25 protein-coding genes and 1 pseudogene are annotated in these 26,660 nt (G+C 63.5%); 11 read left to right on the top strand and 15 right to left on the bottom strand.

All coding sequences use genetic code 11. The annotated features are described in order from the left end of the window. Positions 1–41: 41 nt before the first annotated feature. The 8 genes from H0241_RS06655 to gcvA form a co-directional block, all read right to left on the bottom strand. Positions 42–764 carry an ABC transporter ATP-binding protein gene (locus H0241_RS06655; RefSeq protein ID WP_181056606.1) on the bottom strand — a complete coding sequence of 241 codons (723 nt, stop codon included), beginning with the start codon at positions 762–764 and terminating at the stop codon, positions 42–44. Next, positions 761–1,486 carry an ABC transporter ATP-binding protein gene (locus H0241_RS06650; protein ID WP_181056605.1) on the bottom strand — a complete coding sequence of 242 codons (726 nt, stop codon included), beginning with the start codon at positions 1,484–1,486 and terminating at the stop codon, positions 761–763. The genes H0241_RS06655 and H0241_RS06650 overlap by 4 nt, the downstream gene beginning before the upstream one ends. After that, positions 1,483–2,445, bottom strand: a complete 963-nt coding sequence (locus H0241_RS06645) for a branched-chain amino acid ABC transporter permease (protein WP_181056604.1) — start codon at positions 2,443–2,445, stop codon at positions 1,483–1,485. Before H0241_RS06645 ends, H0241_RS06650 begins: the two co-directional genes overlap by 4 nt. Beyond that, positions 2,442–3,323, bottom strand: a complete 882-nt coding sequence (locus H0241_RS06640; RefSeq protein WP_181056603.1) for a branched-chain amino acid ABC transporter permease — start codon at positions 3,321–3,323, stop codon at positions 2,442–2,444. The genes H0241_RS06645 and H0241_RS06640 overlap by 4 nt, the downstream gene beginning before the upstream one ends. Positions 3,324–3,483: 160 nt before the next feature. Continuing rightward, the gene (locus tag H0241_RS06635; RefSeq protein WP_181056602.1) at positions 3,484–4,788 is read right to left on the bottom strand and encodes an ABC transporter substrate-binding protein; all 1,305 of its coding nucleotides are present in this window, start codon (positions 4,786–4,788) and stop codon (positions 3,484–3,486) included. Positions 4,789–4,940: 152 nt separating this feature from the next. Next, entirely contained in the window at positions 4,941–6,383 is a 1,443-nt protein-coding gene (locus tag H0241_RS06630) for a hypothetical protein (protein WP_181056857.1), read from the bottom strand. A gap of 233 nt (positions 6,384–6,616) precedes the next feature. Beyond that, positions 6,617–7,921 carry a nicotinate phosphoribosyltransferase gene (pncB, locus tag H0241_RS06625; protein WP_181056601.1) on the bottom strand — a complete coding sequence of 435 codons (1,305 nt, stop codon included), beginning with the start codon at positions 7,919–7,921 and terminating at the stop codon, positions 6,617–6,619. Positions 7,922–8,094: 173 nt separating this feature from the next. Then, positions 8,095–9,063, bottom strand: coding sequence for a transcriptional regulator GcvA (gene gcvA, locus H0241_RS06620; RefSeq protein WP_181056600.1), 969 nt, complete (start codon positions 9,061–9,063; stop codon positions 8,095–8,097). Between the two features lie 212 nt (positions 9,064–9,275). Here gcvA and speB point away from each other — a divergent pair, with 212 nt between their 5' ends. The 8 genes from speB (at position 9,276) to H0241_RS06580 (ending at position 16,504) form a co-directional block, all read left to right on the top strand. Then, on the top strand, positions 9,276–10,337 hold the full coding sequence (gene speB, locus H0241_RS06615; RefSeq protein WP_181056599.1) for an agmatinase: 1,062 nt from the start codon (positions 9,276–9,278) through the stop codon (positions 10,335–10,337). A gap of 93 nt (positions 10,338–10,430) precedes the next feature. After that, complete coding sequence (locus H0241_RS06610) at positions 10,431–11,213, top strand: transporter substrate-binding domain-containing protein (RefSeq protein WP_407941724.1); 783 nt, start codon at positions 10,431–10,433, stop codon at positions 11,211–11,213. Positions 11,214–11,219: 6 nt separating this feature from the next. Beyond that, positions 11,220–11,876: an amino acid ABC transporter permease gene (locus H0241_RS06605; protein WP_181056597.1), complete on the top strand. Its 657-nt coding sequence runs from the start codon at positions 11,220–11,222 to the stop codon at positions 11,874–11,876. Further along, positions 11,873–12,520, top strand: a complete 648-nt coding sequence (locus H0241_RS06600) for an amino acid ABC transporter permease (protein WP_181056596.1) — start codon at positions 11,873–11,875, stop codon at positions 12,518–12,520. The genes H0241_RS06605 and H0241_RS06600 overlap by 4 nt, the downstream gene beginning before the upstream one ends. A gap of 68 nt (positions 12,521–12,588) precedes the next feature. Then, a complete protein-coding gene (locus H0241_RS06595) occupies positions 12,589–13,677 on the top strand; it encodes an ABC transporter substrate-binding protein (RefSeq protein ID WP_407941723.1) in 1,089 nt (362 codons plus the stop codon). Positions 13,678–13,815: 138 nt separating this feature from the next. Further along, positions 13,816–14,853 carry an ABC transporter ATP-binding protein gene (locus tag H0241_RS06590; protein WP_181056595.1) on the top strand — a complete coding sequence of 346 codons (1,038 nt, stop codon included), beginning with the start codon at positions 13,816–13,818 and terminating at the stop codon, positions 14,851–14,853. Beyond that, positions 14,850–15,704 (top strand): ABC transporter permease, encoded by an 855-nt coding sequence (locus H0241_RS06585; RefSeq protein ID WP_181056594.1) that lies wholly within the window; start codon positions 14,850–14,852, stop codon positions 15,702–15,704. Before H0241_RS06590 ends, H0241_RS06585 begins: the two co-directional genes overlap by 4 nt. Further along, entirely contained in the window at positions 15,701–16,504 is an 804-nt protein-coding gene (locus tag H0241_RS06580; RefSeq protein WP_181056593.1) for an ABC transporter permease, read from the top strand. The genes H0241_RS06585 and H0241_RS06580 overlap by 4 nt, the downstream gene beginning before the upstream one ends. A 53-nt stretch (positions 16,505–16,557) precedes the next feature. Here H0241_RS06580 and H0241_RS06575 read toward each other — a convergent pair. Beyond that, a pseudogene (locus tag H0241_RS06575) lies at positions 16,558–16,761 on the bottom strand (MATE family efflux transporter); the annotation flags it as partial. A gap of 433 nt (positions 16,762–17,194) precedes the next feature. On the opposite strand from H0241_RS06575, the gene H0241_RS06570 reads away from it, so the two are divergent. Continuing rightward, complete coding sequence (locus H0241_RS06570; protein WP_235984052.1) at positions 17,195–18,052, top strand: glycosyltransferase family 2 protein; 858 nt, start codon at positions 17,195–17,197, stop codon at positions 18,050–18,052. After that, entirely contained in the window at positions 18,016–19,038 is a 1,023-nt protein-coding gene (locus H0241_RS06565; RefSeq protein ID WP_181056591.1) for a glycosyltransferase family 4 protein, read from the top strand. The genes H0241_RS06570 and H0241_RS06565 overlap by 37 nt, the downstream gene beginning before the upstream one ends. Positions 19,039–19,322: 284 nt before the next feature. On the opposite strand, the gene H0241_RS06560 is transcribed toward H0241_RS06565, so the two are convergent. From H0241_RS06560 to H0241_RS06535, 6 genes are all read right to left on the bottom strand, one after another. Then, entirely contained in the window at positions 19,323–20,726 is a 1,404-nt protein-coding gene (locus H0241_RS06560; RefSeq protein ID WP_181056590.1) for an MATE family efflux transporter, read from the bottom strand. A gap of 196 nt (positions 20,727–20,922) precedes the next feature. After that, on the bottom strand, positions 20,923–21,684 hold the full coding sequence (locus tag H0241_RS06555) for an SDR family NAD(P)-dependent oxidoreductase (RefSeq protein WP_181056855.1): 762 nt from the start codon (positions 21,682–21,684) through the stop codon (positions 20,923–20,925). Between the two features lie 11 nt (positions 21,685–21,695). Then, entirely contained in the window at positions 21,696–22,508 is an 813-nt protein-coding gene (locus H0241_RS06550) for an ABC transporter permease (RefSeq protein WP_181056589.1), read from the bottom strand. Beyond that, a complete protein-coding gene (locus H0241_RS06545) occupies positions 22,508–23,371 on the bottom strand; it encodes an ABC transporter permease (protein ID WP_235984050.1) in 864 nt (287 codons plus the stop codon). Before H0241_RS06545 ends, H0241_RS06550 begins: the two co-directional genes overlap by 1 nt. Positions 23,372–23,433: 62 nt before the next feature. Further along, positions 23,434–24,597, bottom strand: coding sequence for an ABC transporter substrate-binding protein (locus H0241_RS06540; RefSeq protein WP_181056587.1), 1,164 nt, complete (start codon positions 24,595–24,597; stop codon positions 23,434–23,436). Continuing rightward, entirely contained in the window at positions 24,578–25,714 is a 1,137-nt protein-coding gene (locus H0241_RS06535) for an ABC transporter ATP-binding protein (protein WP_181056586.1), read from the bottom strand. Before H0241_RS06535 ends, H0241_RS06540 begins: the two co-directional genes overlap by 20 nt. Before the next feature lie 113 nt (positions 25,715–25,827). Here H0241_RS06535 and H0241_RS06530 point away from each other — a divergent pair, with 113 nt between their 5' ends. After that, positions 25,828–26,634: a helix-turn-helix transcriptional regulator gene (locus tag H0241_RS06530; protein ID WP_235984048.1), complete on the top strand. Its 807-nt coding sequence runs from the start codon at positions 25,828–25,830 to the stop codon at positions 26,632–26,634. Positions 26,635–26,660: the final 26 nt, after the last annotated feature.

Genomic DNA, 26,660 nt, shown 5'->3' with positions numbered 1-26,660 from the left:
CTGCTTCGCAGCCACCCTCCCCACAAGGGGGAGGGTAGTCCTTATCCTACCCCCACATAGCGCCTGACAGCCGACGGATCGGCGCGCAGTTGCTCGACATCTACAGTTTCGCGGTTGCGGCCATTTTCGATGAAGCAGACGCGGTCGGCGACCGACAGCACGGCGTCGACCCGCTGCTCGACCAGGATCGTCGAGACGCCAAGCTCTCGCAGCTTCACCACGGTCTCACGGATCTTGGCGATCATCGACGGCATCAGGCCTTCGGTCGGCTCATCGAGCAACAGAACCTGCGGCTCGAGACACAGCGCACGGGCCATGGCCAGCATCTGCTGCTCGCCGCCGGAAAGCGTGCCGGAGCGTTGTCTCAACCGCTGGCGCAGCAATGGAAAAAGGTCGAGGACATTTTCCCGCACGGCCTTGCCCTTGCCGCGCGCCATCAGGCCAATCTCGATGTTTTCGGCCACCGTCATTTCGGCGAACAGCCGCCGGCCTTGCGGCACATAGGCGACGCCGGTCTTCGGCACCTCATGCGCCGGCAGCCCGGTCAATTCCTTGCCTTCGAGCCTGATCGAACCGGCACTTGCGGGAACCAGGCCCATGATCGCCTTCAGAGTTGTCGTCTTGCCGGCGCCGTTGCGGCCGAACAGGCACAGCACTTCGCCCTTGTTCAGCACCAGGTCGAGGCCATAGAGCACCTGGACTTCGCCGTAGAAACAGTCGAGCCCGGAGATGGTCAGCGCCTCGGTCATCGGGGCTTCGGTCATGGCGCCGTCCCCAGATAGGCTTCCTGCACCTGGGTGTTGGCGCGGATCTGTTCGGGTGTGCCTTCGGCCAGGATCCTGCCGGCATTGAAGACGGTGATGCGGTCGGCCAGTTGCATGACGACCGGCATGTTGTGCTCGATCAAAAGCAAGGTGGCGCTTTTGGCGATCTCGCGCACCAGTTCGATGAAATTGTCGATCTCGCTGTCGGCCAGCCCTTGCGTCGGCTCGTCGAGGATCAAAAGGCGCGGCTTCAGCGCCAGGCCCATCGCCACCTCCAGCAGGCGCTGATGGCCGTAGGAGAGCTGGCCGGCCGGCATATGGGCGCGGTCGGCAAGGCCGGTGCGTTCCAGAGCCGCCATGACGCCGGTGCGCACCGCGCCTTTCGACCGCCCATCGGTCAGCGTGCGCTGCACCGGCAGCGCGACATTGTCGTAGGCCGAGAGATTGGCAAAGACGCTGGTGATCTGGAAGGTGTAGGCGATGCCCTGGCGCACCCTGAGATAGGCCGGCTGGCTGGTGATGTCGGCGCCGTCGAAGACGATCATGCCCGAGGACGGCTGGATGCGGCCGCTGATCAGGCTGACGAAGGTGGTCTTCCCGGCGCCATTGGGGCCGATGACGGCGCGGATTTCGCCCGGCATCAGCTGAAAGTCGACACCGTCGACAGCGCGCAGGCCGCCGAAATTACGCGCCAGGTTCTTTGTCGTCAGCAACGGCATCATGGCAGCCACCCCAGCCAGCGCTGGCGGATGGTGCCCAGAATGCCTTTGGGGAAAAACAGCACCAGAAGGATGAGCGCGATGCCGACAATCAGCAGATAGGCCGAGGTGTAGCCGCTGGCGATGTCGATGACATAATACATGAAGACCGTGCCGATCAGGCCACCGAGCGTCGTGGCCGCGCCGCCGAGCAGCACCCAAAGCAGCGGCAGGATGGAATACTGCACCGAAGCAAAGCTCGAACCGACATAGCCGAACAACAGCGCATAGGCCGCACCCGACGCCGCGCAGATGGTGCCGGAGACAACGACGGCGATGAGTTTGTTGGAGAAGGTGTCGTAGCCGAGCATTTTCGTGCGCTCCTCGTTTTCGCGCACGGCGACCAGCACGCGGCCGTAGCGGGAGCGGACGATGGCGAGCGTGATGAGCAGCACGATCGAGAACAACGCCAGCGCGCTCATGTAGCGCACGGTCGGGTTGGTGAGATCGAGCGATGTCGCGCCGAAGCTCAGAACCCGCGCCGGCTGCGGCACCACCAGGCCTTGGTCGCCACCGGTCCAGGCGGCGAAATAGAGGATGACGAGATAAAACACCTGCGCGAACATCATGGTGACGATCATGAAGGCGACGCCAGTGGTGCGCAGCGCCAGCAGGCCGATCACCAGCGCCAGCAACGCGCCGCAGGCGATGCCGGCGAGGAAGGCCAAAGGCACGTTCCAGCCGAGATGGATGACGGCGAGGCCTGCACCGTAGAGGCCGGCAGCAAAGAACATGGCGTGGCCGAGGCTAAGCAGGCCGACATAGCCGAACAGCATGTTGTAGCCCATGGCGAACACCGCCAGCACCATGATGCGGGCGAGCAGGCCGTGATGATAGTCGGGCAGGACGAAGCTCAGCGCAAAGAGCAGCGCGATGACGCCGAGATGCAACGCATAGGCTTTTGCCGGCGAAGCTTCGCTCATCGCGACGCCGTCCCGAACAGGCCTTGCGGACGGAACACCAGCACCATGGCCACCAGCAGCGTGGCGATGATCTTGGCCAGAGTCGGCGAGAAGAACACCGAGATGATGCCGTCGGACAGGCCGATCAGCACGGCGGCGACGACCGTGCCGCGCAGCGAGCCGAGCCCGCCGATGATCACGACGATGAAGGATAACAGCAGCGGATCTTGCCCCATCAGGTAATGCGCCTGGCTGATTGGTACGATGAGCACTGCGGCAATGGCCGCCAGCATGGCGCCGAGCGCAAAGACGCCGGCATAGACGCGGTCGACCGGAATACCGAAGGCCTGCGCCGTCTCGCTGTCATATTGGGTGGCGCGCATGATGAGGCCGATCTTCGTGCGCGTCAGCACCAGCCAGGTGGCGACGAGCAGAAGCGCCGAGGCGGCGATGATCGACAGCTTGTAGCCGGAATAGCCGAACCAGGGCAGTAGGATACGGTAGCTGAAGGGCGGCTCCACCGGGCGCGCTTCCGGGCCATAGAAGCTCAGCGCCAGCTGCTGGATGATGTAGAGCATGCCGATGGTGGCGACGATGGTGGCTTCCGGATTGTAATTGAGCCGGCGCAGCACCAGCCGCTCGGCAAGCAGTGCAATGGCGCCGACAATCAGCGGCGCCAGCACAAGAGCCGCGAGGAAGCCGACCGTGGGATGGCCCGGGATCGCCGTCGAGATGGCCCAGGCCAGCACCGCGCCGAGCATGAAGAACTCGCCATGGGCGACATTGACGACGCGCATGACGCCGAACACCAGCGACAGGCCTAGTGCGGTCAGCGCCAGCACGGCTGAGGTGACGAGGCCTTCGAGGGCGGCGAGGAGGAGATGGGGTCCAAAATGCATTCAGGGCGCCCTTACCCTCCCCCTCGTGGGGAGGGTGACCGCGGAGCGGTCGGGTGGGGGGTGGGGCACGGGCCGTAGTGACCCCCACCCCGTCTCATGGGCTTCGCGACGTGCGAAGCCCATTCGCCGACCCTCCCCACAAGGGGGGAGGGTGAGGCGCCTAAAGCGCCTGCGTCGTGTAATCCCCTTCGGCCTCGTACAGCCCATCCTCGATCTTGGTCTTGTGGACGACCGTCAGCTTGCCGCCTTCGACCTTGGAGATGTTCTGGATGCCAAAACACTGGTGGATCTTGCCGTTGAAGGTCTTCGGCCCCTGCGGATGCTCCGGTCCTTCGGCGAATTCGGTCAGCGCCTCGGTCGCCTCGACCAGCTTGGCGCGGTCTTCCGGGCCCTTGTAGCCGGCGTCTTCCATCGCCTTCTTGACGACATAGAGCGTTTCCCAGCAGCCGAACATGTGCGAGGCGGTTGAGACGTCCTTGGGATCGCCGACGGCGGCGCCATTGTCGTCGATGCCAACGGCAGCGCGATAGGCTTTTTGCGCGGCGGAATCATCGGCTTGCGCATAGCGCGGCGAACCTTCCCAGAAATGGCTGCCGTCCAAAAACTCGAGGCCGGGGCTGTTGATGTCGGTGGCCTCGAGTGAATCCATGAAGCCGAACAGTTGCGGCCGGTTGGAGCCGTAGAACTCGCCGAGTTCCTTGACGAAGGTAAGCACGGCCGGGCCGACCATGACGTGGTAGATCACTTCGGTTTCGGCCGGAATCTGCGGAAAATATTTGGTGAACGAGGATTCCGTCGGCGGGATGGCGATCTGGGCGATGACCTCGGCGCCTTGCGCCTTCAGCGCCGGCGGCAGGTAGTCGCGGTGGTCGTAGCCGAAGGCGAAATCGGGGAAGATCTGCGTAACCTTCTTGCCGGCATTGGCGGCGATCCACGGCGCCATCGACTGGATCTGGCTCTTCACGTCGGTGATGCCGGGCTGGAAGACGTAGCGGTTCAGCTTGGTCGAGGCGACGTGGTGGCCTTCGCTGACGACGAAATAGGGGATCTTGTTTTCGCCGGCGGCGGGCGCCGAGCCGATGACGACATGCGAGAACAGTGTGCCGAACACGATGTCGGTCTTGTGCTGGGTGGCGAACTTGCCGACCACTTCGGCGCCGCGGCCGGGATCGGTGCCGTCATCCTCGATCACCAGTTCGACCGGACGGCCGTTGATGCCGCCGGCATCGTTGATCGCCTTGACCGCGGCCGCACTGGTCTTCTCGTACCAGCGGCCATAGGCGGCGCCGATGCCGGTGCGGTGCGACTGGAAGCCGATCTTGATCGGCGCGGAGCTCTGCGCCTGGCTGTAGCGGACGAAGCCCGGCGCGAGCGTCAGGCCGGCGCACGCGGCGAGACCCTTCAGCGCGGTACGGCGAGAAAGCGTGGATTTGGAGAGATCGAAAAACCCATTCTTGTCAGTCACGGCAGTTCCCCTGTTTTTGAGTTTTGACTGTCTGTAACGAGGCAAGGCCACTCCCTTGCAGGAGGGGCAGAAATCGCATGTATACAAACTAAATCATCAAAGCCTCGACCTGGCAAGCGAGCTTTCCGCAAAGGCATGCCGGTCGTCTTTTGTCATCCGGCCGTCGGCGTGGCAAGCAACCAGAGGCCGAAGATCGTGTAGGCGATCATCAGCACGGTGAGCGGCAGCTGGCTGAGTGCGGCGCGCGATGGAACCGGGTGCAGTCGCCAGGCCAGACCATGGGCGACGAGCACCGCCAGCATATGGCCGGCGATGATGATGCAGGCCTGCACATTCCACAGCCACCATGCGGAGTCGGCGCCGGCGACGATGCCGGCTTCGATTTGCATGTCGGCGGTGCCGAACAAGTTCCAGCCCAGCGCGAACGGGTCGGACAAAGCGGCCATCGCATACTGGCCGTCGACCAGAAGCGCCGTCAGATAGTGGGCGACATGATAGGCAAGCGCGATCGGCGCGATCGACCAGACCAGCAGCCCGGCAGCCTCGCCGAGGGAATGCCGGCTGCCGGCAAGGCGCTGGCCGAGGATGACGGCCAGCAGGAACGCCGCCGCCAGCAGCACGAAGGTCAGCACCAGACCGAAGCTGCCGATGCCGATCAGCGCCGTGCGGCCGGGATATTCCAGCGGATTGATGCCGAACAGGCCGAGCCAGAAGAAGGTCTTCGACAGACCGTCGAAGGACACCGACGACAGCGCCAGCAGCAGGAAAGCGATGCCGCTGGCCGGCAGAGGCCCGGCCGCGAGCAGTTTTGCGCCGGCCCAGCAAAGGTTGAGCCGGCCTTCTTCGTCGCGTTTGACAGGAGCAAAACGCGCCACCATGGCGAAGAACACCGTCAGGAATTCGCCGCGCCAGCTCCAGTTGGGATAGCCGAAGGCGAGCACGGCAATGAAGGTGAACAGCCAATAGAGGCCAGCAGCGTATGCCAGACGCGCGGGATCGTCGGGCGCCGGGTCGATCAGTTCGAACCAGGCAAAGGCGAAGAACAGGATGACAGCCGGCCAGCAGCCTAGCCATTGCGGCAAACGCGGCTCCTGCGCCTCGGCATCGCGCTGGCCAATCAGGCGGGTGACGATGCGCCATGGGCCGTACCACGGGTTCAGCCAGGACCAGAGATCGCCGAGCAGGCCTTGTGCTATGGCGAGACCCACCCAGAGCAGCGTCCAGATGGTGAGGGGCAGTGGGTTGGAGAGCGGGTCGCGGCTGCCGAACAGGCCGGCGGCGATGAGGGTTGCGAAGCCGGCAAAAGAGATGAGGCTGACGATTGTGCGGGGCTTGTCGGCGAGTGTGAAGAGCGGCAGGCGGCGACGCCAGAAGCGGTCGAGGGCGTCGGGCGGCAGCAGGGCCAGGATGAGGAAGCTGACGGCAACCGCGAGCGCTCCGCCGGCGATGTAGTAGCCGGTGGGGAGGAGGAGGACGTGGCCACGGTCGGAGGCGTGGGCGAAGGCAGAGGTGGGGAGGAGTGTGAGGGCGATGGTGAGGAGGGCTGACCGGCGACGGCAGCGCTGTACGGCGCCCCCCTCTGTCCTGCCTCGGATAGCTTGGCGCCCTTCCTCTCCCCCGTCGATCGGGGGAGAGGTGTCGAGCGCAGCTCGACGGAGTGGGGGTCGACCCTGGCGCGGGTCAAGGCGATGCTTGCGCGTGGTCCTCTTTCCCATGTGCGTTGCGGCGGTTGCCAAGTGGTTCCCCCACTCCGTCGCCGCTTCGCGGCGCCACCTCTCCCCCCTCCGGAGGGAGAGGAAAGGAGCCTCTGCTGGGGAGAACCCCACCCTCAAACCTTGACCAACTGCTCCACCCGGTCCTTCGCCCCGAAAATCCTGAGATAGCGCTCGATCTCTTTCTTGTCGCCCGTCGCCTTGGCTGGATTGTCCGACAGCTTCACCGCCGGCCTGCCATTGGCCTCCGTCACCTTGCAGACCAGCGATATCGCATCGAGGCTGTTGGTTTCGGTCGGCGCGCAGCCTTCGAAATCGTTGGTGAGGTTGGTGCCCCAGCCGAAGGACATGCGCACCTTGCCCTTGAAGTGCTGGTAGGTCTCCTCGATGGTCTCGACTTCGAGCCCGTCGGAGAAGATCAGCAGCTTCTGCCTGGGGTCCTTGCCCTTCTCGCGCCACCAGTCGATGATTTTTTCGCCGCCTTCGATCGGCGGCGCGCTGTCGGGGCGAAAGCCGGTCCAGTCGGCAACCCAGTCGGGTGCGTCGCGCAGGAAGGATGCGGTACCGAAAGCGTCGGGCAGCACGATCAACAGGTTGCCGCCATAGTAGCGCTGCCAGTCCTGCAGCACCTTGTAGGGCGACTGCTTCAGTTCCTTTTCAGTCTTGGCGAGGGCGGCAAACACCATCGGCAGTTCGTGTGCGTTGGTGCCCAGCGCCTCGAGGTCGTTGTCCATGGCCAGCAGCACGTTGGAGGTGCCGGTGAAGGCCTCGCCGATGCCTTCCTTGAGCGCCTCGACACACCAGCGCTGCCACAGGAACGAGTGCCGGCGGCGGGTGCCAAAATCGGAAATGCGGATGCCGGGCAACGCCTTCAGCCGCTCGGTCTTGGCCCACATCTTGGCCTTGGCGCGGGCATAGAGAACGTCGAGCGCGAACGGGCCGTAGGCGCGCATGGCTGCGCGGGACCTGAGTTCATTGATGATGGCCAGCGCCGGGATTTCCCACAGCGTGGTATACATCCACGGGCCACTGAAGGAGAGCTCGTACTGGCCGTCACGCTTGGACAGCTCATAGTCGGGCAGCCGGAAACCTTCCAGCCAGGCGAGGAATTCCGGCTCGAAGATCTGCTTGCGGCCGTAGAAATTGTTACCGCCGAGCCAGATCATCTCCTTCTTGGAGAAGCGCAGCGTGCGGGCATGGTCGAGCTGTTCGCGCAACTCGCCTTCGTCGATCTCGTCGGCAAGCCGCACCGATGTGGTGCGGTTGATCAGCGAGAAGGTGGTGTCGACCTTGGGATACATGCCCCAGATCATCTGCAGCATCAGCAGCTTGTAGAAATCGGTGTCGAGCAGGCTGCGGACGATCGGGTCCAGCTTCCAGGTGTGGTTGTAGACGCGCCGCGCTATATCGGTTCTTGCCATGTCCTGCCGTCGCCTTCGCTGCTTGCGGTCGCTTTTCCAACGCATCTCCGGACGGAAAACCGCTGCGCACTTTTCCTGGAGCTGCTTGGCAAACCCCTAATAGCATTCAATTTTTGAAAGCGCTTCCCGCTTTCCGGGCTGGCCCGACAAAAAGCAGCTGCTCCGGTCCAGCCTCAACTCTTGGCGCCGACCACCCGCAGCGCCGGGCGCTTCCTGCGAATGCCGATGCGACCGGCCACCGGCGCGTCGGCACGGCTGTCGGCCTGTTCCTTCTCGGCAAACAGCCAGTCGATGAACAATTGCACGATCGGCGCCGAGCGCATTTCGTTGCGACAGACAACGTAGAAATCGTCGACCGCCGGCACCGACAGGCTGAACGGCGCCACCAGCAGGCCCCTGGCGAGCAGCATGCTGGCGGTGACGGAATCGCCAAGCGCCACGCCATGGCCATGCACCGCGGCCTCGATGGCAGTGCGCGCGTCGCCGAGATGGTGTCGCCGGCCACGCTCGAGGTCGAGCCCGTCGGCGGCGGCCAGCCAGGTGTGCCACTCGCGGCCGTCATCGCCATGCAGGATGACATGGTCGGCAAGATCCCGGCAGATGCGGATCGGCCGGTTGTTGATCAGCGTCGGGCTGACCACCGGGAACAATTCGAGGCCCGACCATTTCCGCATCCAGCAGTCGGTCCAGCTGCCGTCGCCATAGAGCACGCAGACGTCGACCTGCGGCGCGCGGATGTCCTTGGGGTCGTTGGACGGGATCAGCGTCAGCCTGATATCGGGATATTGCGCCATGAAGCTGCCGAGCCGCGGCGTCATCCACAGAAGCAGCAGCGCCGGCACGCAGGAGACCGACAGCGTACCGGCGCTGGCCGGCCTGGTCATGCGCTGGGTGGCGGCGGCAATGCCGTCAAAGGCGGTCGACACCGCCGGCAACAGCTCGGCGCCATGCGGTGTGAGCTTTACCCGCTGCCCGGTGCGCTCGAACAGTTTTACGCCGAGTGACTGCTCGAGCGCCTTGATCTGATGGCTGATGGCGCCATGGGTGACATTGAGCTCACTCGCCGCCTTGGTCAGCGAGGCGTGACGCGCCGTCGCCTCGAAGGCGCGCAGGGGATTTAAGGGGGGCAGACGCTTGGCCATTGGGCAACGGATACTCTGTGAGATTTTCTCACAATCTGTACCCTAACAATATCAATTGATTTTTCAATGCGGCTGCCGGACACTTTGTCCCAGAACAGCATCAATGACGTGAGATCTGCAGGCAGCCAGCGGGATAGCGACCCGGCCGGATGACGGTCAGTTCGCAGATGTCGCCACGGCCGCATGCGCCGGCCCGGCAGGAGGAGACCGACATGGGTTATGATCGCGGCAAACTCGACGCGTTGCGCCGCAAATATGGCGAGAGCCATGGCGGCGAGATGTTCGACCCGAAGTTCCGCAAGGTCGCCGACAAGATATTCTCCAAGAGCGGCACCAGGCTGGCGCCCTATTCCGGCATCCCGACTTTCCTCGCTGCGCCCTACCGCGAAATCGCTGCCGACAATCCGGATTTCGGCGATTTGCAGGTGGCGATTATCGGCGTGCCGATGGATCTCGGCGTCACCAACCGGCCCGGCTCGCGCTTCGGGCCGAGGGCGCTGCGCGCCATCGAGCGCATCGGCCCCTACAACCACGTGCTGGAGTGCGCGCCGACGCATGAGCTTCGGGTCGCCGACATCGGCGATACGCCGTTCCGCAGCCGCTACCGGCTGGAGATCAGCCATGAAGACATCGAGCGCCGCACCAACCAGATCGTCGACGCCGGCGTGCTGCCGTTGTCGGTCGGCGGCGACCACTCGATCAGCCATCCGATCCTGAAGGCGGTCGGCAGACAAGCGCCGGTCGGCATGATCCACATCGACGCCCATTGCGACACCAGCGGGCTGTTCGACATGACCAAATTCCACCATGGCGGCCCGTTCCGCAACGCGGTGCTGGACGGCGTCCTCGACCCGACCCGCACCATCCAGATCGGCATCAGAGGCTCGGCCGAATATCTGTGGGAGTTTACCTACGAATCCGGCATGACGGTGGTGCATGCCGAAGAGGTGACTGGCCTCGGCATCCCCGCCATCATCGAGAAGGCGCGCAAGATCGTCGGCGATGGCCCGACCTACATCTCCTTCGACGTCGACAGTGTCGATCCGGCCTTCGCGCCGGGCACCGGCACGCCGGAGATCGGCGGCCTGACGACGCGCGAAGTGCTCGAACTGCTGCGCGGCCTGAAAGGCCTCAACATTGTCGGCGGCGACGTCGTCGAGGTGGCGCCGCAATATGACGCCACCACCAACACCGCCCATGTCGGCGCGCAGGTCCTGTTCGAAATCCTGAGCCTGATGGTGTTCAGCCCGGCCATTACGGGCAAGGGGGCCTGACGGACTTCACATGCAAAGGCGGCCGCCGCGCTGGAGCCGGCGGCCGTTTCAAAACAAACAAGCTTCCAGAAGGGAACCACAATGAATTTTCACATGAAATCAACCGTCGCCGCCGCGCTGATGCTCGCCGGCCTCGGCCTTACCGCGCAGGCGCATGCCGACGCCGTCGACGACATCACCAAGGCCGGCGCCATCAATGTCGGCATCTTCTCCGACTTCCCGCCCTTCTCCTCGGCCAGCGCCGATATGAGCATCAAGGGCTATGACGTCGACGTCGCCCAGGCGATCGCCGATTCCTTGAAGGTGAAACTCAATCTGGTCAGCGTCACCGGCCAGAACCGCATCCCGTATCTCACCGACAAGCGCGTCGATATTTTGATGAGCGTCGGCTACTCCAAGGAGCGCGAGGAGGTGATCGACTTCGCCGCCGCTTATGCGCCCTATTACATCGCCGTCATCGGTCCGGCAGCACTTTCGGTCAAAGGCAAGGAAGACCTCGCCGACAAGTCGATCGCCGTCAATCGCGGCACCCTTGAGGACACCTCGCTGACTGAAGCGGCGCCGGCATCGGCCGACATCAAGCGCTTCGACAACTACAACTCCGTCATCCAGGCCTTCATCTCCGGTCAGACCCAGCTGATGGTGGTCGGCAACGACGTCGGCGCCCAGGTGCTGGCCAAGCAGGACGCGCTGAAGCCGGAGCAGAAGTTCCAGCTTTTGACCTCACCCTCCCATATCGGCCTCAACAAGAAAGAGGACCGTCTGAAGGCGGCGGTCAATGATGCGGTCGCCAAGATGCTGGCCGACGGCAAGCTCGACGAGAGCTCGAAGGCCTGGCTGAAGACGCCGCTCAACCCCGACAACCTCAAGGATTGAGTTGCCGTGGCCTTTGGCTGGCTTGCAGGCGCCCTGGGCGACATCGCGCGTGGCGCGCTCACGACGATCCTGTTGATCGTCGTGACCACGCTCGTGGGTACGCTGCTCAGCATCCTCGGCGCTGCCGGCCGGCGCAACGGCCCGGTAGTCGTGAAGCGCGCCATCGCGGTCTATGTCGAGGTGATGCGCAACACGCCGTTCCTGGTGCAGCTGTTCTTCATCTTCTTCGGGCTGCCCAGCCTCGGCATAAGGCTCGATCCGATCCTGGCCGCCATGCTGGCAATGACGCTCAACATGGCGGCCTACACCATTGAAATCGTCGGCGCCGGTCTCGATGCCGTGCCCGGCGGGCAGACGGAAGCCGCTCTTTCACTGGGGCTTCGGCCACGCCAGGTGTTCATCAAGATCGTGCTGCCGCAGGCGCTGAAGGTGATCTACCCCGCGCTGACCAGCCAGATCGTCATCATGATGCTGGAATCGGCCGTGGTGTCGCAGATCGCGGTGCGCGAGCTGACCTACGAGGCCGACATGCTGCAGGCGCGCACCTTCCGTTCCTTCGAGACCTATTTTGTCGTGACCTTGGTCTATCTCGCTTTGTCGATGGCATTGCGCCGGGGACTGGTCACAGGTGGGCGCCGCGTCTTGGGGGCTGGCGTGTCATGATCGAATTCACCTTCTGGGACATCGTTCGCAACCTCTTGCTCGCCGCGCGCTGGACGGTGCTGTTGTCGCTGGCAGCCTTCGTCGGCGGCGCGCTGGTCGGCCTGATCGTGCTGTTTTTCCGCATCGCGGAAAATAAATGGAGCCGGCGCATCGCTTCCGGCTACATAGCGCTGTTCCAGGGCACGCCGCTGTTGATGCAGCTGTTCCTGATGTTCTTCGGCCTGCCGATGCTCGGCCTGCGCATCGAGCCGTGGACGGCCGCGGTGCTCGGTCTCACCTTCTTCGCCAGCGCCTATCTTGCCGAGATCTGGCGCAGCGGCGTCGACGCGCTGCCGCGCGGGCAATGGGACGCCGGCGCCAGCCTTGGCCTGCACCGGCTGCAGGAGCTGAGGCTCGTCATCCTGCCGCAGGCCTTCTCGATCACAAGGGCGCCGATCGTCGGCTTCCTGGTGCAATTGATCAAATCGACGGCGCTGACCTCGATCATCGGCTTCGAGGAACTGGTCAGGACCTCCAACGCCATCAACAACGCCACCTTCGAACCGTTCAAGGTTTACGGGCTGGTGGCGCTGATCTTCTTCGTCATGTGCTTTCCACTGACGCAATACGCCCGTACGCTCGAACAACGAGCGGCGGCCCACTGACGCCAGGCGGCGGACAGTGTGTGAAGGGAACCTGCCGGCATAGCCGGCATCAACTGAGGAGAAATCGGATGAACAGACTGATCGGAAAATCCCTGACACGGCGCGGCGTGCTTGGCGCGGGCCTCGCCATATCAGGCGTGCTCGCCATGCCGTCGATCCTGAGGGCGCAGGACAAGTCGCTGAAGGTCGGCGTCTATGGCGGCTACTTCAAGAAATCCTTCGACGAGCACGTCTTCCCCGACTTCACCAAGGCAACCGGCATTGCCGTGGAATCGGTCGCCGAGCCGACCGGCGAGGCCTGGCTGGTGCAGCTGGAGCAAGCGGCCAAGGCCGGTCAGGCGCCGGCCGACCTTTCGATGATGTCGCAGACCTCGACGCTGAAGGGCCAGTCGACGGAATTGTGGACGCCGCTCGATACGTCGAAGTTCAAGCACTATGGCGACCTGCTGCCGCGCTTCATCAACAAATACCCGGATGGCCGCGTCGCCGGCATCGGCGCCGTCGCCTGGTGGATCACGTTGGTCAGCAACACCGACGTCTACAAGGATGCGCCGACATCGTGGGCGGCCCTGTGGGACAAGGCCAACGAGGACAAGCTTGGCCTTTTGGCGCTTGCCTCCAACTCGTTCCTGCTCGAAGTGACAGCCAAGACTTTCATGGGCGGCACCAACGCGCTCGACACCGAAGAGGGGCTGAACAAGGCGTTCGAGAAACTTGCCGAGGTCAAGCCGAATGTCCGCCTCTGGTATCGCGACGAAGCGCAGTTCGAACAAGCGCTGAAGTCGGGCGAGATCCCGATGGGCCAATACTATCACGATGTGACCGGGCTGGCGGTCGCCGACGGCTTCCACGTCCGCTCGACCTTCCCGAAGGAAGGCGGCATCCAGGATTCCGGCAATTGGGTGCTGTCGCGCGCCTCGACCAAGGTCGACGAGGCGCATGTCTTCATCGACTATATGAGCCAGCCGTCTATGCAGGGCGTGATGTCGCGCAAGGTCGGCACCACGCCGACGCTGAAGAAAGAAGTGCTCGACCTCAAGCCGGAAGAGTTCGCCGCAGTGTCGTCGGACATCGATCCGATCATCCCGCGTTACGACCTCTATACGTCGAAGGCCGACTGGATCAACCAGAAGTGGACCGAGCTGATCGTCGGGTGAGCGCCTAAGAGCTCGCCTGACCTCGCATAATGCCTCTCCCCTGACAGGGAGAGGCCGCCGATCGCCGAATTCCCTTTCGCATCGCGGAGCGGGGAAGCAGTGCCATTCGCAATATCCTCCGGTTTACAGGATCAACTCATGTCCGGACTAGACATCAACGCCATCACCAAGATGTTCGGCAATTTCGCCGCCGTCGACAATGTCCAGCTCAACGTGCCGCATGGCACGTTCGTGTGCCTGCTAGGCCCGTCCGGCTGCGGCAAGACCACGCTGCTGCGCATGATCGCCGGCTTGGAAGAGCCGACCAGCGGCGCCATCGTGCTCGACGGCGAGGACATCACCCCGCTGCCGACGCACAAGCGCAATCTCGGCATGGTGTTCCAGTCGCTGGCGCTGTTTCCGCATCTCTCCGTCGGTGACAACATCGCCTATGCGCTGCGCATTCGCGGCGCCTCGAAGGACGGGCAGAAGAAGCGCGTCGACGAATTGCTGAGCCTGATCCATCTGACCGGCTTTGCCGACCGTCCGGTGGCGAAACTGTCGGGCGGCCAGCGCCAGCGCGTGGCGATTGCCCGCGCGCTTGCGCTGTCGCCGAAACTGTTCCTGCTCGACGAGCCACTGTCGGCGCTCGACGCCAAACTGCGCGAGGCCATGCAGGTGGAACTGCGCCAGCTGCAGCAGCGGCTCGGCATCACCACCATCGTCGTCACTCACGACCAGCGCGAAGCCATGACCATGGCCGACCTCGTCGTCGTCATGGGCCATGGCAAGATCCTGCAGGCGGCGCCGCCGATCGAAATCTACCGCAAGCCGGCCGACGCCTTCGTCGCCGACTTCATCGGCATCACCAATCTGCTGCCGGCCGAAATCGACAGCACCGGGCGTACCACCATCCTCGGCACCGCCATTCCAGGCCTTGCCATGCCGGCGGGCCAGACCAAGGCGTCTGTCTCTGTGCGTCCCGAGGATGTGCATCTGGGCAGCCCCGGCGGCTTGGCCATCACCGGCGAGGTGAGTTTCGTGCGCGATCTCGGCGGCACCATCGAGACCTTCGTCGACGTCGGCGGCACCAGCATCATCGCGGTGACGACGCCACGCGAACGGCATGACGTGCCGGTCGGCGCCAAGGTCGGCGTCACGCTGCCACCGGCCAGCTGCGTGGTGCTCGGCGCATGAGACGCGAAGCCCCGAAATCGGTAGCCGACTACACGCCGCTGTTCTTTCCGGCGCTGATGCTGATCGTATTCTTCGTCGTGCCGTTCTCGACGATGATCGCGGTCAGCTTCTTCAAGCGCAATCCGTCCGGTTTCTACACGCCGGACTTCGTCTTCGACAATTACGCCCGCTTCCTGTCGGTGTTCTTCGGTGGCGTGCTCGGCTTTTCGCTGATGCTGGCGGTGCTGGTCGCCGTCTGCTGCGTGGCCATCGCCTTTCCCTTCACCTACCTTTTGACCCGGCGGCCGCGTCGGGTGCAGACACTGTGGCTGGTCGGCCTCTTGTCGGTGCTGTCGCTGTCGGAGGTCATTATCGGCTTTGCCTGGTCGACACTGTTTTCGCGCACCGCCGGGATCACCAATCTGTTCGTGGCGATCGGGCTGATGGACAAGCCAGTGGCGCTGCTGCCGACCTTTGGCGCGGTGCTGACCGGCATGGTCTACCAGGCGTTGCCCTACACCATCCTGGTGCTTTACCCCGCTTTGGTCCGCTTCGATCCGACATTGCTCGAAGCGGCGCGCACGCTCGGCGCTTCGCCAATCCGGGCCTTCTTCAATGTCGTCGCGCCGGCGCTGCGCAACACCATCGTGGCGACGCTGATCATGGTCTTCGTCTTTGCGCTCGGCTCCTATCTTTTGCCGCAGATTCTGGGACGGCCGCAACACTGGACGCTGTCCGTGCTGATCACCGACCAGGCGATCTACCAGTCCAACATGCCGTTTGGAGCCGCGATGGCGGTATTCCTGGTACTGATCTCGCTGGCGCTGGTCGGACTGACGCTGCTCGTCGGACGCCGGGAGAACGCACTATGACCGCGACCTTGCTGCGCCGTGTCTATTTCACCATTGTCGCTTTGTTCCTGGCGGCGCCGCTCATTGTCGTCGCCGGCGTGTCGGTGAATTCGCGCCAGGAGCTCTCCTTCCCGCCGGTCGGCTTCTCGCTCGCCTGGTACGCCCAGATCTTCACCGACCCGGAATGGCGGCTGGCGCTGATCCATTCGGTGACGCTCGCCGTCTGTTCGGCCGCGATTGCCGTTGCGGTCGCGCTGCCGCTGGCCTGGTTCCTGTGGCGACGCATTGCGCCATGGGCGAACATTTTCCAGGTGCTGGGGTTGGCGCCCTTCATCCTGCCGCCGGTCATCACCGCGCTCGGCTTTCTCAGCTTCTGGGCGACGGTCGGGCTGTTCGGCCAGTTCTTCACCGCCATCGTCAGCCACGCCATCTTCTTCGTGACGCTGCCGCTGGTGACGCTGTCGCTGGGCTTTGCCTCGATCGACCGCTCGCTGGTCGAGGCCGCCGCGACCATGGGCGCCGACGACCGCACGGTGCTGAAGACGGTGGTGCTGCCGCTGATCCTGCCTTACCTCGTCTCGGGCTATGCCTTCGCCTTCGTGCTGTCGCTCAACGAATACATCGTCGCCTATATGACGATCGGCTTCACCACAGAAACGCTGCCGATCAAGATCTTCAACGCGCTGCGCTACGGCTACACGCCGACCATGGCCGCGGTGTCGGTGTTCTTCGTTGCGGTGGCGGCACTGGTGTTCGGCGCGATCGCCAGGTTCGGCGATATCCGCAGGCTGCTCGGCGCGATGTCGTCGGAGGGGAATTGAGCGAACTGGCAAAACGAAGTGGCCGCCGGAATTGTCCGGTCGCCGTTTCGTTTTCAATGGCCGAAGACAAGCGGTGGCGCTATGCGGTCGCGCCTGAGCCAGCGGGCCAGGAGCAGCGCCGCCACCACGGCCAGACCCGAGGCGAGGCCGATCCAGATGCCGACACCGTCGAGGCCGAAATGGAAGGCGAGCAGCACGCCGAGCGGCAGGCCGATGCCCCAATAGCCGATCGCGGCATAGATCATCGGCACCTTGGTGCGCGCACGTCGGGCATCGTACTATGGCGACCGCAAGCAGCATGCTGCCGCGGTCGCGGCGATCTCAGAACTCGCCGCCGATACGAGCGCTGAGGCCGTGCGACTGCCCTGCGTGGTGATCTGGCCGGCATAGTCCGGCGGCATGCGCTCTCCTCGCGACGCGAAGCTCATCGACCCGGCCCGCGGATACGAGCTGACTTCTTCAACACTATCCGCCATAAGCGGCCGTTTTGCCTGTCTCCGAATACGGATATCCCTCAGACTTGCGATCGCGACGGGAACCGATATGAGCGTGTTGGACTCCAGGTGATGGCCTTGGCAGGTCCGCTCTGAGTCTTTTAGACTTGTCATTTCGGCCAAGTTCATTAACTGCGCCATATCAGTTGACCGGCCAGCATGGCATCCGGAAGCACACAACGAAGGATTGAGGGACTTGGTCGATCTCAACAGCCACATTGCGCATGCTGCGCGTGATCGAAACTCCCCACGAGTCGTCGCGGTCCTTACAACACGGAACGAAGAACGGTTCGTCGCCGGATGTCTCGAGAACCTCTTTCGTCAAGGCGTGCAGGTCTACATTTGCGACAATCAGTCGACGGACCGAACGCTTGAGATTGCCCAGAGCTACCGCGGGGCCGGATTGATAGGATTCGAAAGCATCCCGCATAGCGGCTGGTATTGCTGGGAGCAGCTTCTTCGTCGCAAAGAGGAACTTTTTCAGTCTCTCGAAGCAGACTGGTTCATGCATGTTGACGCTGACGAGATCCACCTTCCGCCGACTTCGTACTCATCGTTGGTCTCCGCCATTGCGGCAGCCGACGCACTCGGCTTCAATGCGATCGAGTCTTCCGAGTTCACGTTCATTCCTACGAGGGAAGCCCTCGATCACGACAATCCCAATTATCAACACACGCTGCGCACCTACTACCCGTTCCGGCCGTGCTCCCCACACTGCGTCCGTGCGTACAAGAAACAGGACGGCCCCATGGAGATTGCGTGGTCAGGCGGCCATCGCATACGCTTCGAGGGTCCGGTGAGGCTCTCCCCCGAGCGTTTTCGCATGAAGCATTATCTGTTCCTGAGCGCAGAGCACGCCGCGCGCAAGTATGCTGGCCGCCGGTACCTGAGCGAGGAGGTCGATGGTCGTGGTTGGCACGGATGGCGACCCCGCTTGCGACCAGAGGATATCCAGCTGCCGGATACTACCCAGGTGCGCACCACTGCGACGGACGACGATCTGGACGAGGTCAATCCATGGTTGGCGCACTGGCTTGCGCGGTACGCCACGTGAGCGATGTACACCTCCCCCGCATCCTGGCGATTGCGGACCGACCCGGTTGGGCGATCGATCGCAAGACCCAAAATCTCCAGCGCGTTCTGAAAGGAAGGTTCGAGATCGTCGAACGATTTCAGCATGATGTGACTGAGGCCGACGTGAACGCGGCGGACATCGTGCTCATATTCTATTGGTTTCAGATCTCGAAGCTGCCCCTGCCGGAATCGGCCCTCGCCCGGCGGTCTGACAGGCTGCTCATCGGGGTCTGCAGCCACAGAGAGCTGGAGGGCGAATTCCGAGAGCCCGGGCTCGCTACCCTGCATCGGCTGGCGCGCGCTGTCTTTGTTAACAATCGGAAGCTCGAGCACGAATACGGTCCTCTACTGCGTGTTCCGGTCCACTACACGCCCAATGGAGTCGACACGACATTCTTTTGTCCCGCACAAGAGCCACAACCCTATTCCGGCGAGCTTCGCGTCGGATGGGCGGGAAGTCTCAGCAACCATGGTCCGGCCCATCGCGGCTTCCACGACGTCATCGAGCCCGCGGTCGCTGCCGTGCCGGACGTGCGACTACTGACTGCGGTTCGGGAGCAATACTGGCGTAACCATGACGAGATGCTCGACTTCTATCGGGATCTCGACGTTTATGTCTGCGCCAGTCGCAGCGAAGGCACTCCCAATCCTTGCTTGGAGGCGGCGGCTTGCGGCGTCCCTTTGGTGACGACCCCTGTGGGAAACATGCCCCAGCTGATTCGCGATGGCGACAACGGGCTGTTCTTCGATGGAACTGCGGAGGGGCTTGCGAACAAGCTCGCCCTGTTGCGGGACACGCCATCGCTCCGGTCGCGGATGGCCGTCCGCATGATCGAGACGATCCGAGAGTGGGATTGGGGCGTGCAGGCGGAAAACTACGCGCGCATGTTTACCTCGTTGCTTGCCGTAGGCGGAGCCGCCGGGCCTGTGAGACGCGCGGCTTCAGACGTGTCCGGCCAAACCTGACCTTTGTAGCGCCACACGAGATTTCCCGGACCCTTGCTCTTCCATACCTCGCTACGACCGAGTTCACTGTAGAAGGGCCGCAGATGCAAGCGCAGGCCAGACAGGTCTACGAAGCGGTCGATCGAGCGCACAAGATGGTCGGTCGGAACATGACGCTCGCTGGAATCAGGACTCCACACCAAGGCGCCGCGCCTAACCCTAGCGGACGTTTCTTGGGATATGAAGGCGCCGACTAATTAGCGCTGGGACTGACGGCCACCTGGCAACCTGCAGCCGTTTTGCTTTCAATGCCCGAAAACGAGCGGTGGCGCCAGGCGGTCGCGCCGCAGCCAGCGAGCCAGGAGCAGCACCGCCACCACCGCCAGCCCGGAGGCCAGGCCAATCCAGATGCCGACGCCGTGCAGGCCGAAATGGAAGGCGAGCAGCACGCCGAGCGGCAGGCCGATGCCCCAGTAGCCGATGGCGGCATAGATCATCGGCACCTTGGTGTCGTGCAGGCCACGCAGCATGCCGGCGGCAACGGCCTGCGCGCCGTCGAAAATCTGAAACAGCGCGGCAAAGGCCAGGAATGACACGGCAAGCGCGATCACCCTGGCATTGACCGGATCGGTCATATCGATGAAGGCGCTGATCAGCGCATGTGGCCACAGCACCATCACCAGACCCATCAGCGCCATGAACGAGACGCCGATGACGAAGGCGGTCCAGCCGGCGCGCGAAACGCCTGCCGGGTTGCCGGCGCCATGGGCAAGGCCGACGCGCACCGTCACGGCCTGGTTGAGGCCGAGCGGCACCATGAAGGAGATCGAGGCGATCTGGATGGCGATGGCGTGCGCTGCCAGCGAATCCGCATCGATCAGGCCCATCAGGAGCGCGGCTGCGTTGAAGATGGTCACCTCGAAGGCAAGGATGCCGGCGATCGGTAGGCCAAGCCGCAACAGGCCCTTGAAGCGCGGCCAGTCGGAACGCCAGAAACGGCCGAACAGCCGGTAGCGGCGGAACTTCTTCTCCAGCATTACCACCGCCGCCATGCCAACGAACATCAGCATGCTCGACAGCGTTGTGGCCAGGCCGGAGCCGGCGATACCCATTGCTGGAACACCGAGATTTCCGAACATGAAAACCCAGTTGAAGAGCACGTTGCAGGCGACGGCAACGAAGACGATGACCAGCGCCCAGCCGGGGCGCTCCATCGCCGAGATGAAGGAGCGCAGCACGATGTAGCCGTAGAAAGGCAGCACCGCCCATTCGAGCCAACGCAGATAGATACCGGCTTGATGGGCGAGCGCCGGCTCCTGTCCCATGGCCAGCAGAATGGCTTCGCCATGCCAGAGGACGATCCAGATCGGGATCGAGATCAGGATCGCCAGCCACAGGCCCTGGCGCACGGTGCGGCGCAGGTCGCGCACCGAATAACGGCGGCGGCCAAGCTCGGTCGCCATCATGGGCGAGGTTGCAAGCATCAGGCCGAGGCCGAAGATCAGCGGCATGAAATAGAGATTGGCGCCAAGTGCGCCGCTGGCCAGCGTGTCCGCGCCCAGACGCCCCATCATCATGACGTCGGTGGCGGTCATCGCCGTCTGGCCGAGATTGGTCAGCACCATCGGCCAGGCCAGCGCCAGTGTCGCCCTGATTTCCTGACGCCAAAGATTTTCCGGCGCATGAGCGCCGGCTTCGATCGCAGACATTGTCCTGCTCTTTCCGATTGCGGCGCGTCGGCAACGAGGCCGGAAGCCGCACTTCCAAACGGCAAAACCTTCGGTTTCGCGGCGTTTGCGTCGTTCTATTGGACGAAATGCGACATGATGGCAAGGGAGGACGGGCAGGCAGCGATTGAGCCAGAAGGCAAATTCCGCCTTCTCGCTTGGGCAGAGAAGCCCTTGCTCAGCCGATGCTCTCGCCACCGTCGATGACCAGCGCCTGGCCGGTCATGAAGGATGAGCGGTCGGAGACGAGGAACAGGATCGCTTCGGCGATCTCTTCGGCGCTCGCCCAGCGCCCCATCGGGATCTTGGTGCGGACATAGGTTTCGATCGCTTCGCGTCCGCCCATCTGGGCGATGAACGGCTCGTTGAATGGCGTGTCGACCCAGCCGGGGCAGAGCGCGTTGACGCGGACATTGTGCCGGGCATAGTCGAGCGACATCTGCCTGGTCATCGCCACCACCGCATGTTTGGAGGTGGCATAGGCGATCATTTCGCGGTCGTAGAACACGCCCGAATTCGAGGCCGTGTTGAGGATGACGCCGCCGCCTTGCGTGACCATCGCCGGCATGACCAGACGGGCCGCCAGGAACTGCGCCCGCACATTGATGCGCCAGGACGCATCCATGCCATCGACTTCGACCTCGGTCAGCGCCCCGCCGACCTGGATGCCGGCGTGATTGTGCAGGATGTCGATGCGGCCATATTTGCCGAGTGTGCCCGTGATGAGCTGCCCGACCGCCGCGTCGTCAGAGACGTCGGTGACAATCGCCTCGGCGCGCCCACCCGTAGCGCGGATGTCCGCCGCTGTCGACTCGCCGCTGGCCTGATCCCGGTCGGCGATAACCACCAGCGCGCCTTCCCTGGCCATGATCATGGCGCCGGCACGACCGATGCCGGAGCCAGCGCCCGTCACCACGGCGATGCGGTCTGTGAGGATCATGATCTCGGCTTTCAGTTTGACGGCTTGCGCTGGCGCAACTGCCATTGGGCAAGCACCACGAGCAGGACCGAGGCGACGAGCACGATGGTGGCGATGGCATTGATTTCCGGTGTGACGCCGCGCCGGATCGAGGCGAAGACATAGATCGGCAGTGTCGTCTGCGCGCCGGCGACGAAGAAGGCGACGATGAAATCGTCGAAGGAGAAGGTGAAGGCAAGCAGGAAGCCGGCGACCACCGCCGGCATGATCTGCGGCAGGACAATCGAACGGAACGTCGTCAGCGGCGTGGCGTAGAGATCGCTCGAAGCCTCGACCAGATTACGGTCGAGGCTGGCGAGACGCGTGCCGACGATCATCGTCACCAGCGCCATCGAGAACAGGCCATGGGCGGCGATGATCGATCCATAGCCCAGCGACAGGCGCGGCGGCTGGTCGTCAGGCCAGATCGAGGCGAGGAACGGGTTGAGCACGCCAAACAGCTGGACCAGCGCAACCAGCGTCGAGATGCCGATGACGACGCCGGGAACGACGATCGCGGCACCCATCAGCGCGTCGAAGACGGCCCGGGTTCTGAGCCCGACACGCGACAGGCCGAGTGCCGCCGCCGTGCCGCACACCGCCGCCAGAAGCGCGCTGGTGGTGGCGATGAACAGGCTGTTCTTCAGCGCCTCGACCAGGAACGGGTTCGACAGCGCCGTGCCGTACCACTGCACCGAAAAACCGGTGAATTCACTGGCGTGACGACCGGCGTTGAACGAGAACAGCACGACCAGCGCGATCGGCAGATAGAGGAAGGCGAAGACGGCGGTGACGAAGGCGCGCATCAGATCAGATCCACCCTGCGAGCGCCCGATACCCGTGTCGAAATGCGGTTTGCCGCGATCAGAACCACCACCGAAACGGCCACCAGCGTGATGGCGATGGCCGATCCGAACGGCCAGTTGCGCGACTGCAGGAACAGATCGACCAGCGCGTTGCCGATGAAGAACACCTTGCCGCCGCCAAGCAGCGTCGGGATCAGGTATTCGCCAAGCAGCAAGATCATGACCAGCGAGAAGCCGGTCATCACGCCCGGCAGCGACAGCTTCAGGGTCACGCCCAGAAAGGTCGAGAACGGCGTCGCGCCGAGATCGGCGGAGGCCTCCAGCAGCCGCCGGTCGAGCCGCTCGAGACTGACATAGATCGGCAGGATCATCAGCGGCAGATAGCCGTAGACGATGCCGAGCAGGACGGCGCCCGGTGTGTTGATCAGCCTGACATCCTCGATGCCGACAAATGCCAGCAGCGCCGGGATGCCGCGTCCGCCCAGAATGTACATCCAGGCATAGGTGCGCATCAAAAGGCTGGTCCAAAACGGAATGACGACGAGCGCAAGCAGGATCAGCCGCCAGCGCTGCGGCGCCTTTAGGGCGAGGTAGTAGGCGACCGGGTAGGCGACGAGCAGACAGGCGAGCGCTCCCACCGGCGCCAGCATCATCGTGTTCCAGAAGGCGGTCGCCCTTGCCGGCAGGTTGGCATATTGCGCCAGCGTGAAGGCGGCCTGGTAGCCGCCCTCCGGCGCCCGCTCGCCGACACTGAACACGGCAATGGCGATGAACGGCAGCACCAGGAACACCACCAGCCACGCTGTGGCCGGAGCGAGCAGCAGCGCCGTCAGAAGATTATGCCGAAATCTGTTGCCGTGCATGAAAACCGCCCCGAGGCCGGCGGACATAGGCCCGCCGGTTTTCCGTTTGCGTCAGGCCAGCCTCAAGCCGACTTGAAGCGCGCCATCAGCTCGGCGCGGCCGGGATCGGTCAGCGTCGCCGCCGCGCCGAATTCCAGCGGCGTCAACAGGTCGGCCGCAGGATAGAGGATCGGATTGTCCAGCACTTCCTTGGGCAGCAGCTTGTTGACGCGCGCATCGGTCGAGGGCGCGCCATTGGCCAGATGCTCCTTCACCGCGACCTCAGGGGTCATCAGATAGTTGAGCAAGGCATAGCCGGCCGGCTTGTTCGGCGCGTCCTTCGGGATGGCGTAGAAATCGGTCCAGATCTCGCCGCCCTCCTTGCCCAGCACATAGGCGATCTCTGGGATATCGCGGTGCAATTGTGCGCCGTCATTCGTCCAGCACATGGTCATCCAGGCGTCGCCCGCCCGCATGCCCGGCTGATAGTCGGACGAGACCGCGAACAGATGCGGCTTGACCTTCAGCAGCAGTTCCTCGGCCTTGGCCAGTTCATCCTGCTTCAGCGAGTTGAAGGAATAGCCATAATATTTCAGCGCGTTGCCGATGGTGGTCAGCTGATAGTCGTGCACCATGGTGCGTCCATCGCCCTCAGTCATGGCGACGTCCCAGAATTCCTTCCAGCTGGTCATCGGCTTGGCCAGCTTCTTTGTGTTGACGGCAAAACCGGTCGTGCCCCAGTTCTTCGGCACCGCGTAGGTCGTGCCGTCGATCGTGCCTTCCCCAGTGAAGCGCGGGTCTTCCTGGGAGCCGTCGAAATTCGGCAGCTTGGCCATGTCGAGCGGATCGATGATGCCGAGCTTCTTGTAGGTCGAGATCGTGTAATTGGTCGGCACGAACAGGCTCCAGCCCGAGGCGCCTGCCTGCAGCTTGGCCAGCATTTCCTCGTTTGAGCCGAACACGTTGACCTCGACGGCGACGCCGGTGTCCTTCTTGAAATTCTCGAAGGTCTGCGGGTCATGATAGTTCGGCCAGGTGGCGATCGACATGCGGTCGCCAAGGTTTTCGGCGGCAAAGGCGGGCGTTGGCATGATGCCGATCTCGCGCGCCATCACCGCGGTCGCGATGCCAAGGCCGGTGAGGCCGAGGAAGTCGCGGCGGCCGATCGAGCCGCGCTTCAAACGCATCAGTTGGTCGACGAAGTTCTCAGGGCTTATCGGCAGTCCGTCACGATATGATTTCGACATTTTTTGCTACCCTCTGGTTGGTCCCGTTGTTCTTGGTCTCCTGAAACGCCAGCGGCGTTCCGGAGGCAAAGCCGATGGCGACGGGTTCACCCGGCTTGAAGAGATTGCCATGGCCGATCACATGGTCGGCCTTGGCCAGCAGCGTTCCGATGCCTTGGACCTCGATGGCGTATTCCGCGGTCGAGCCCAAAAAGATCCGGTTGCGGACGATGCCCTTGAACGGGCTGCCTTCCGTGGCGCCGAGGCTCAGCGATTCAGGGCGCAGGCTGACCGAAACGGTCTCGCCCTTCTGCAAGGCGGTTCGCTTGCGCGCGGCAATGACGGTTCCGTCGGCGAGCGCCACATTCACCAGATCGCCTGTATGCCCGGCGACCTTGCCGCTCAACAGATTGGTCTTGCCGACGAAATCGGCGACGAACAGGTCGGCCGGCTCGTCATAGATTTCACTTGGCTGGCCGAGTTGGACGATACGCCCGCCGTTCATGACGCAGACGAAATCGCTCATCGACAGCGCTTCCTCCTGGTCGTGGGTGACCAGCACGAAGGTGATGCCGATCTCACGCTGCAGGTTCTGCAACTCGATCTGCATGTCGGTGCGCAGCTTCTTGTCGAGCGCGGCCAGCGGCTCATCAAGCAGCAGCACCGCCGGCTTGTTGACCAGCGCGCGCGCCAGTGCGACGCGCTGCTGCTGGCCGCCGGAGAGTTCGTGGATCTTGCGGCCGCCATAGCCGGCGAGCCGCACCATTTCGAGCGCCTCGCCGGCGCGGCGGCCGATTTCCTGCGACGACAGGCGCGGCCGTGCCTGGCGCAGCCCGTAGGATACATTGGCTTCCACATCGAGGTGCGGAAACAGCGCATATTGCTGGAACACCATGTTGACCGGCCGGCGATAGGGCGGCGTGCCGGCCATGTCCCGGCCGCGGATGAACACCTGGCCTTCGCTCGGCTGCTCGAAGCCGCCGATCATGCGCAGGCATGTCGTCTTGCCGCAGCCGGACGGTCCGAGAAGGGCGACAAAGGCCGACGGAGGGACGGTCAGATCGATGCCGCTGACAGCGGTCACCGCGCCATAGCGCTTGGTGACGCCGCGAAACTCGATGTCGGGCACTGCGGTCAAAGTGCGGGCTCCAGCAACAGGGCTATGTCAGGACGCTACCAGAGCCAATGCCGGCTAGTATATACCTCTCAGGTGGTATATCTGATCTATTTTCTCGTTTAAGGGGGTATGATTTGAGTGCGTCCCGCAGCGACGAATACAGCCAACTCGCCGCGCTTGTCGCGGCAACGCGAGAGACCAGCGGCGACCTGTTCGGCCAGGCAATGGTCTGCTGGCTGAGGCAGCATGTCAGCTTCGACCACTGCGTGATCTTCGGTTATCGCGGTGCCTCGCGACCGCCGCTGCTGTTCGAAACCTTCTCGCCTGCCGAGAGCCATGTCTTCGTCACGCTCTATCAAGAAGGGCCTTATCTGCTCGACCCGTTTCATCACGCCGCGTTGGAACGCAAGGAGGGATTCTGGCGCATGCGCGAACTGGCGCCCGACCGCTTCTATGCCAGCGAGTATTTTCGCACCTACTACAGCCAGACAAGGCTGGCCGAGGAGGTCGGCTTCTTCGTGCCATTGCCCGGCAAGGACGCGCTGGTGCTGTCGCTGATGCGATTGCATGCCTCGGGACCTTTCGGCACCGCCGATGCCAGGCTGCTGCGCGACATGGCGCCGGCGGTGATCGGTTTCGCCCGGTTGCGCTGGCCAGCTCTTGCGGCCGACGAGCCGGACGAAGCCGAGCACGAGACGATCGCCGCGGTCAACGAGTTCGACCGCGCCCACATCTGGGAGAGCCTGTCGCTGACCCCGCGCGAAAAGCATGTCGTCGATCTGGTGCTGCAGGGGCATTCCACCGAGTCGATCGCGAGGGCCATGCGCATCGTGCCGGGAACCGTGAAGGTTCACCGCCGCAACATCCATCGCAAGCTCGGCATCAAATCCCAGGCCGGACTGTTCGCCCGTTTCATCGAGATCATCGAGAGCCGGCGTTGAAATCGCGAAGGCTTGTGAACTGGGCT

The sequence above is a fragment of the Mesorhizobium neociceri genome, assembly GCF_013520985.1.
Classification (GTDB): Bacteria; Pseudomonadota; Alphaproteobacteria; order Rhizobiales; family Rhizobiaceae; genus Mesorhizobium; species Mesorhizobium neociceri.
The sequence above is the reverse complement of the archived record's forward strand: the minus strand, read 5'-3'. Positions and strand labels throughout refer to the sequence as shown.

Coding starts and splice junctions, on each gene's coding strand:
- H0241_RS06655 (WP_181056606.1), bottom strand. CDS start 764: ATGACCGAAGCCCCGATGACCGAGGCGCTGACCATCTCCGGGCTCGAC.
- H0241_RS06650 (WP_181056605.1), bottom strand. CDS start 1,486: ATGATGCCGTTGCTGACGACAAAGAACCTGGCGCGTAATTTCGGCGGC.
- H0241_RS06645 (WP_181056604.1), bottom strand. CDS start 2,445: ATGAGCGAAGCTTCGCCGGCAAAAGCCTATGCGTTGCATCTCGGCGTC.
- H0241_RS06640 (WP_181056603.1), bottom strand. CDS start 3,323: ATGCATTTTGGACCCCATCTCCTCCTCGCCGCCCTCGAAGGCCTCGTC.
- pncB (WP_181056601.1), bottom strand. CDS start 7,921: ATGGCAAGAACCGATATAGCGCGGCGCGTCTACAACCACACCTGGAAG.
- gcvA (WP_181056600.1), bottom strand. CDS start 9,063: ATGGCCAAGCGTCTGCCCCCCTTAAATCCCCTGCGCGCCTTCGAGGCG.
- speB (WP_181056599.1), top strand. CDS start 9,276: ATGGGTTATGATCGCGGCAAACTCGACGCGTTGCGCCGCAAATATGGC.
- H0241_RS06610 (WP_407941724.1), top strand. CDS start 10,431: ATGAAATCAACCGTCGCCGCCGCGCTGATGCTCGCCGGCCTCGGCCTT.
- H0241_RS06600 (WP_181056596.1), top strand. CDS start 11,873: ATGATCGAATTCACCTTCTGGGACATCGTTCGCAACCTCTTGCTCGCC.
- H0241_RS06595 (WP_407941723.1), top strand. CDS start 12,589: ATGAACAGACTGATCGGAAAATCCCTGACACGGCGCGGCGTGCTTGGC.
- H0241_RS06590 (WP_181056595.1), top strand. CDS start 13,816: ATGTCCGGACTAGACATCAACGCCATCACCAAGATGTTCGGCAATTTC.
- H0241_RS06585 (WP_181056594.1), top strand. CDS start 14,850: ATGAGACGCGAAGCCCCGAAATCGGTAGCCGACTACACGCCGCTGTTC.
- H0241_RS06580 (WP_181056593.1), top strand. CDS start 15,701: ATGACCGCGACCTTGCTGCGCCGTGTCTATTTCACCATTGTCGCTTTG.
- H0241_RS06565 (WP_181056591.1), top strand. CDS start 18,016: ATGGTTGGCGCACTGGCTTGCGCGGTACGCCACGTGAGCGATGTACAC.
- H0241_RS06560 (WP_181056590.1), bottom strand. CDS start 20,726: ATGTCTGCGATCGAAGCCGGCGCTCATGCGCCGGAAAATCTTTGGCGT.
- H0241_RS06555 (WP_181056855.1), bottom strand. CDS start 21,684: ATGATCCTCACAGACCGCATCGCCGTGGTGACGGGCGCTGGCTCCGGC.
- H0241_RS06550 (WP_181056589.1), bottom strand. CDS start 22,508: ATGCGCGCCTTCGTCACCGCCGTCTTCGCCTTCCTCTATCTGCCGATC.
- H0241_RS06545 (WP_235984050.1), bottom strand. CDS start 23,371: ATGCACGGCAACAGATTTCGGCATAATCTTCTGACGGCGCTGCTGCTC.
- H0241_RS06540 (WP_181056587.1), bottom strand. CDS start 24,597: ATGTCGAAATCATATCGTGACGGACTGCCGATAAGCCCTGAGAACTTC.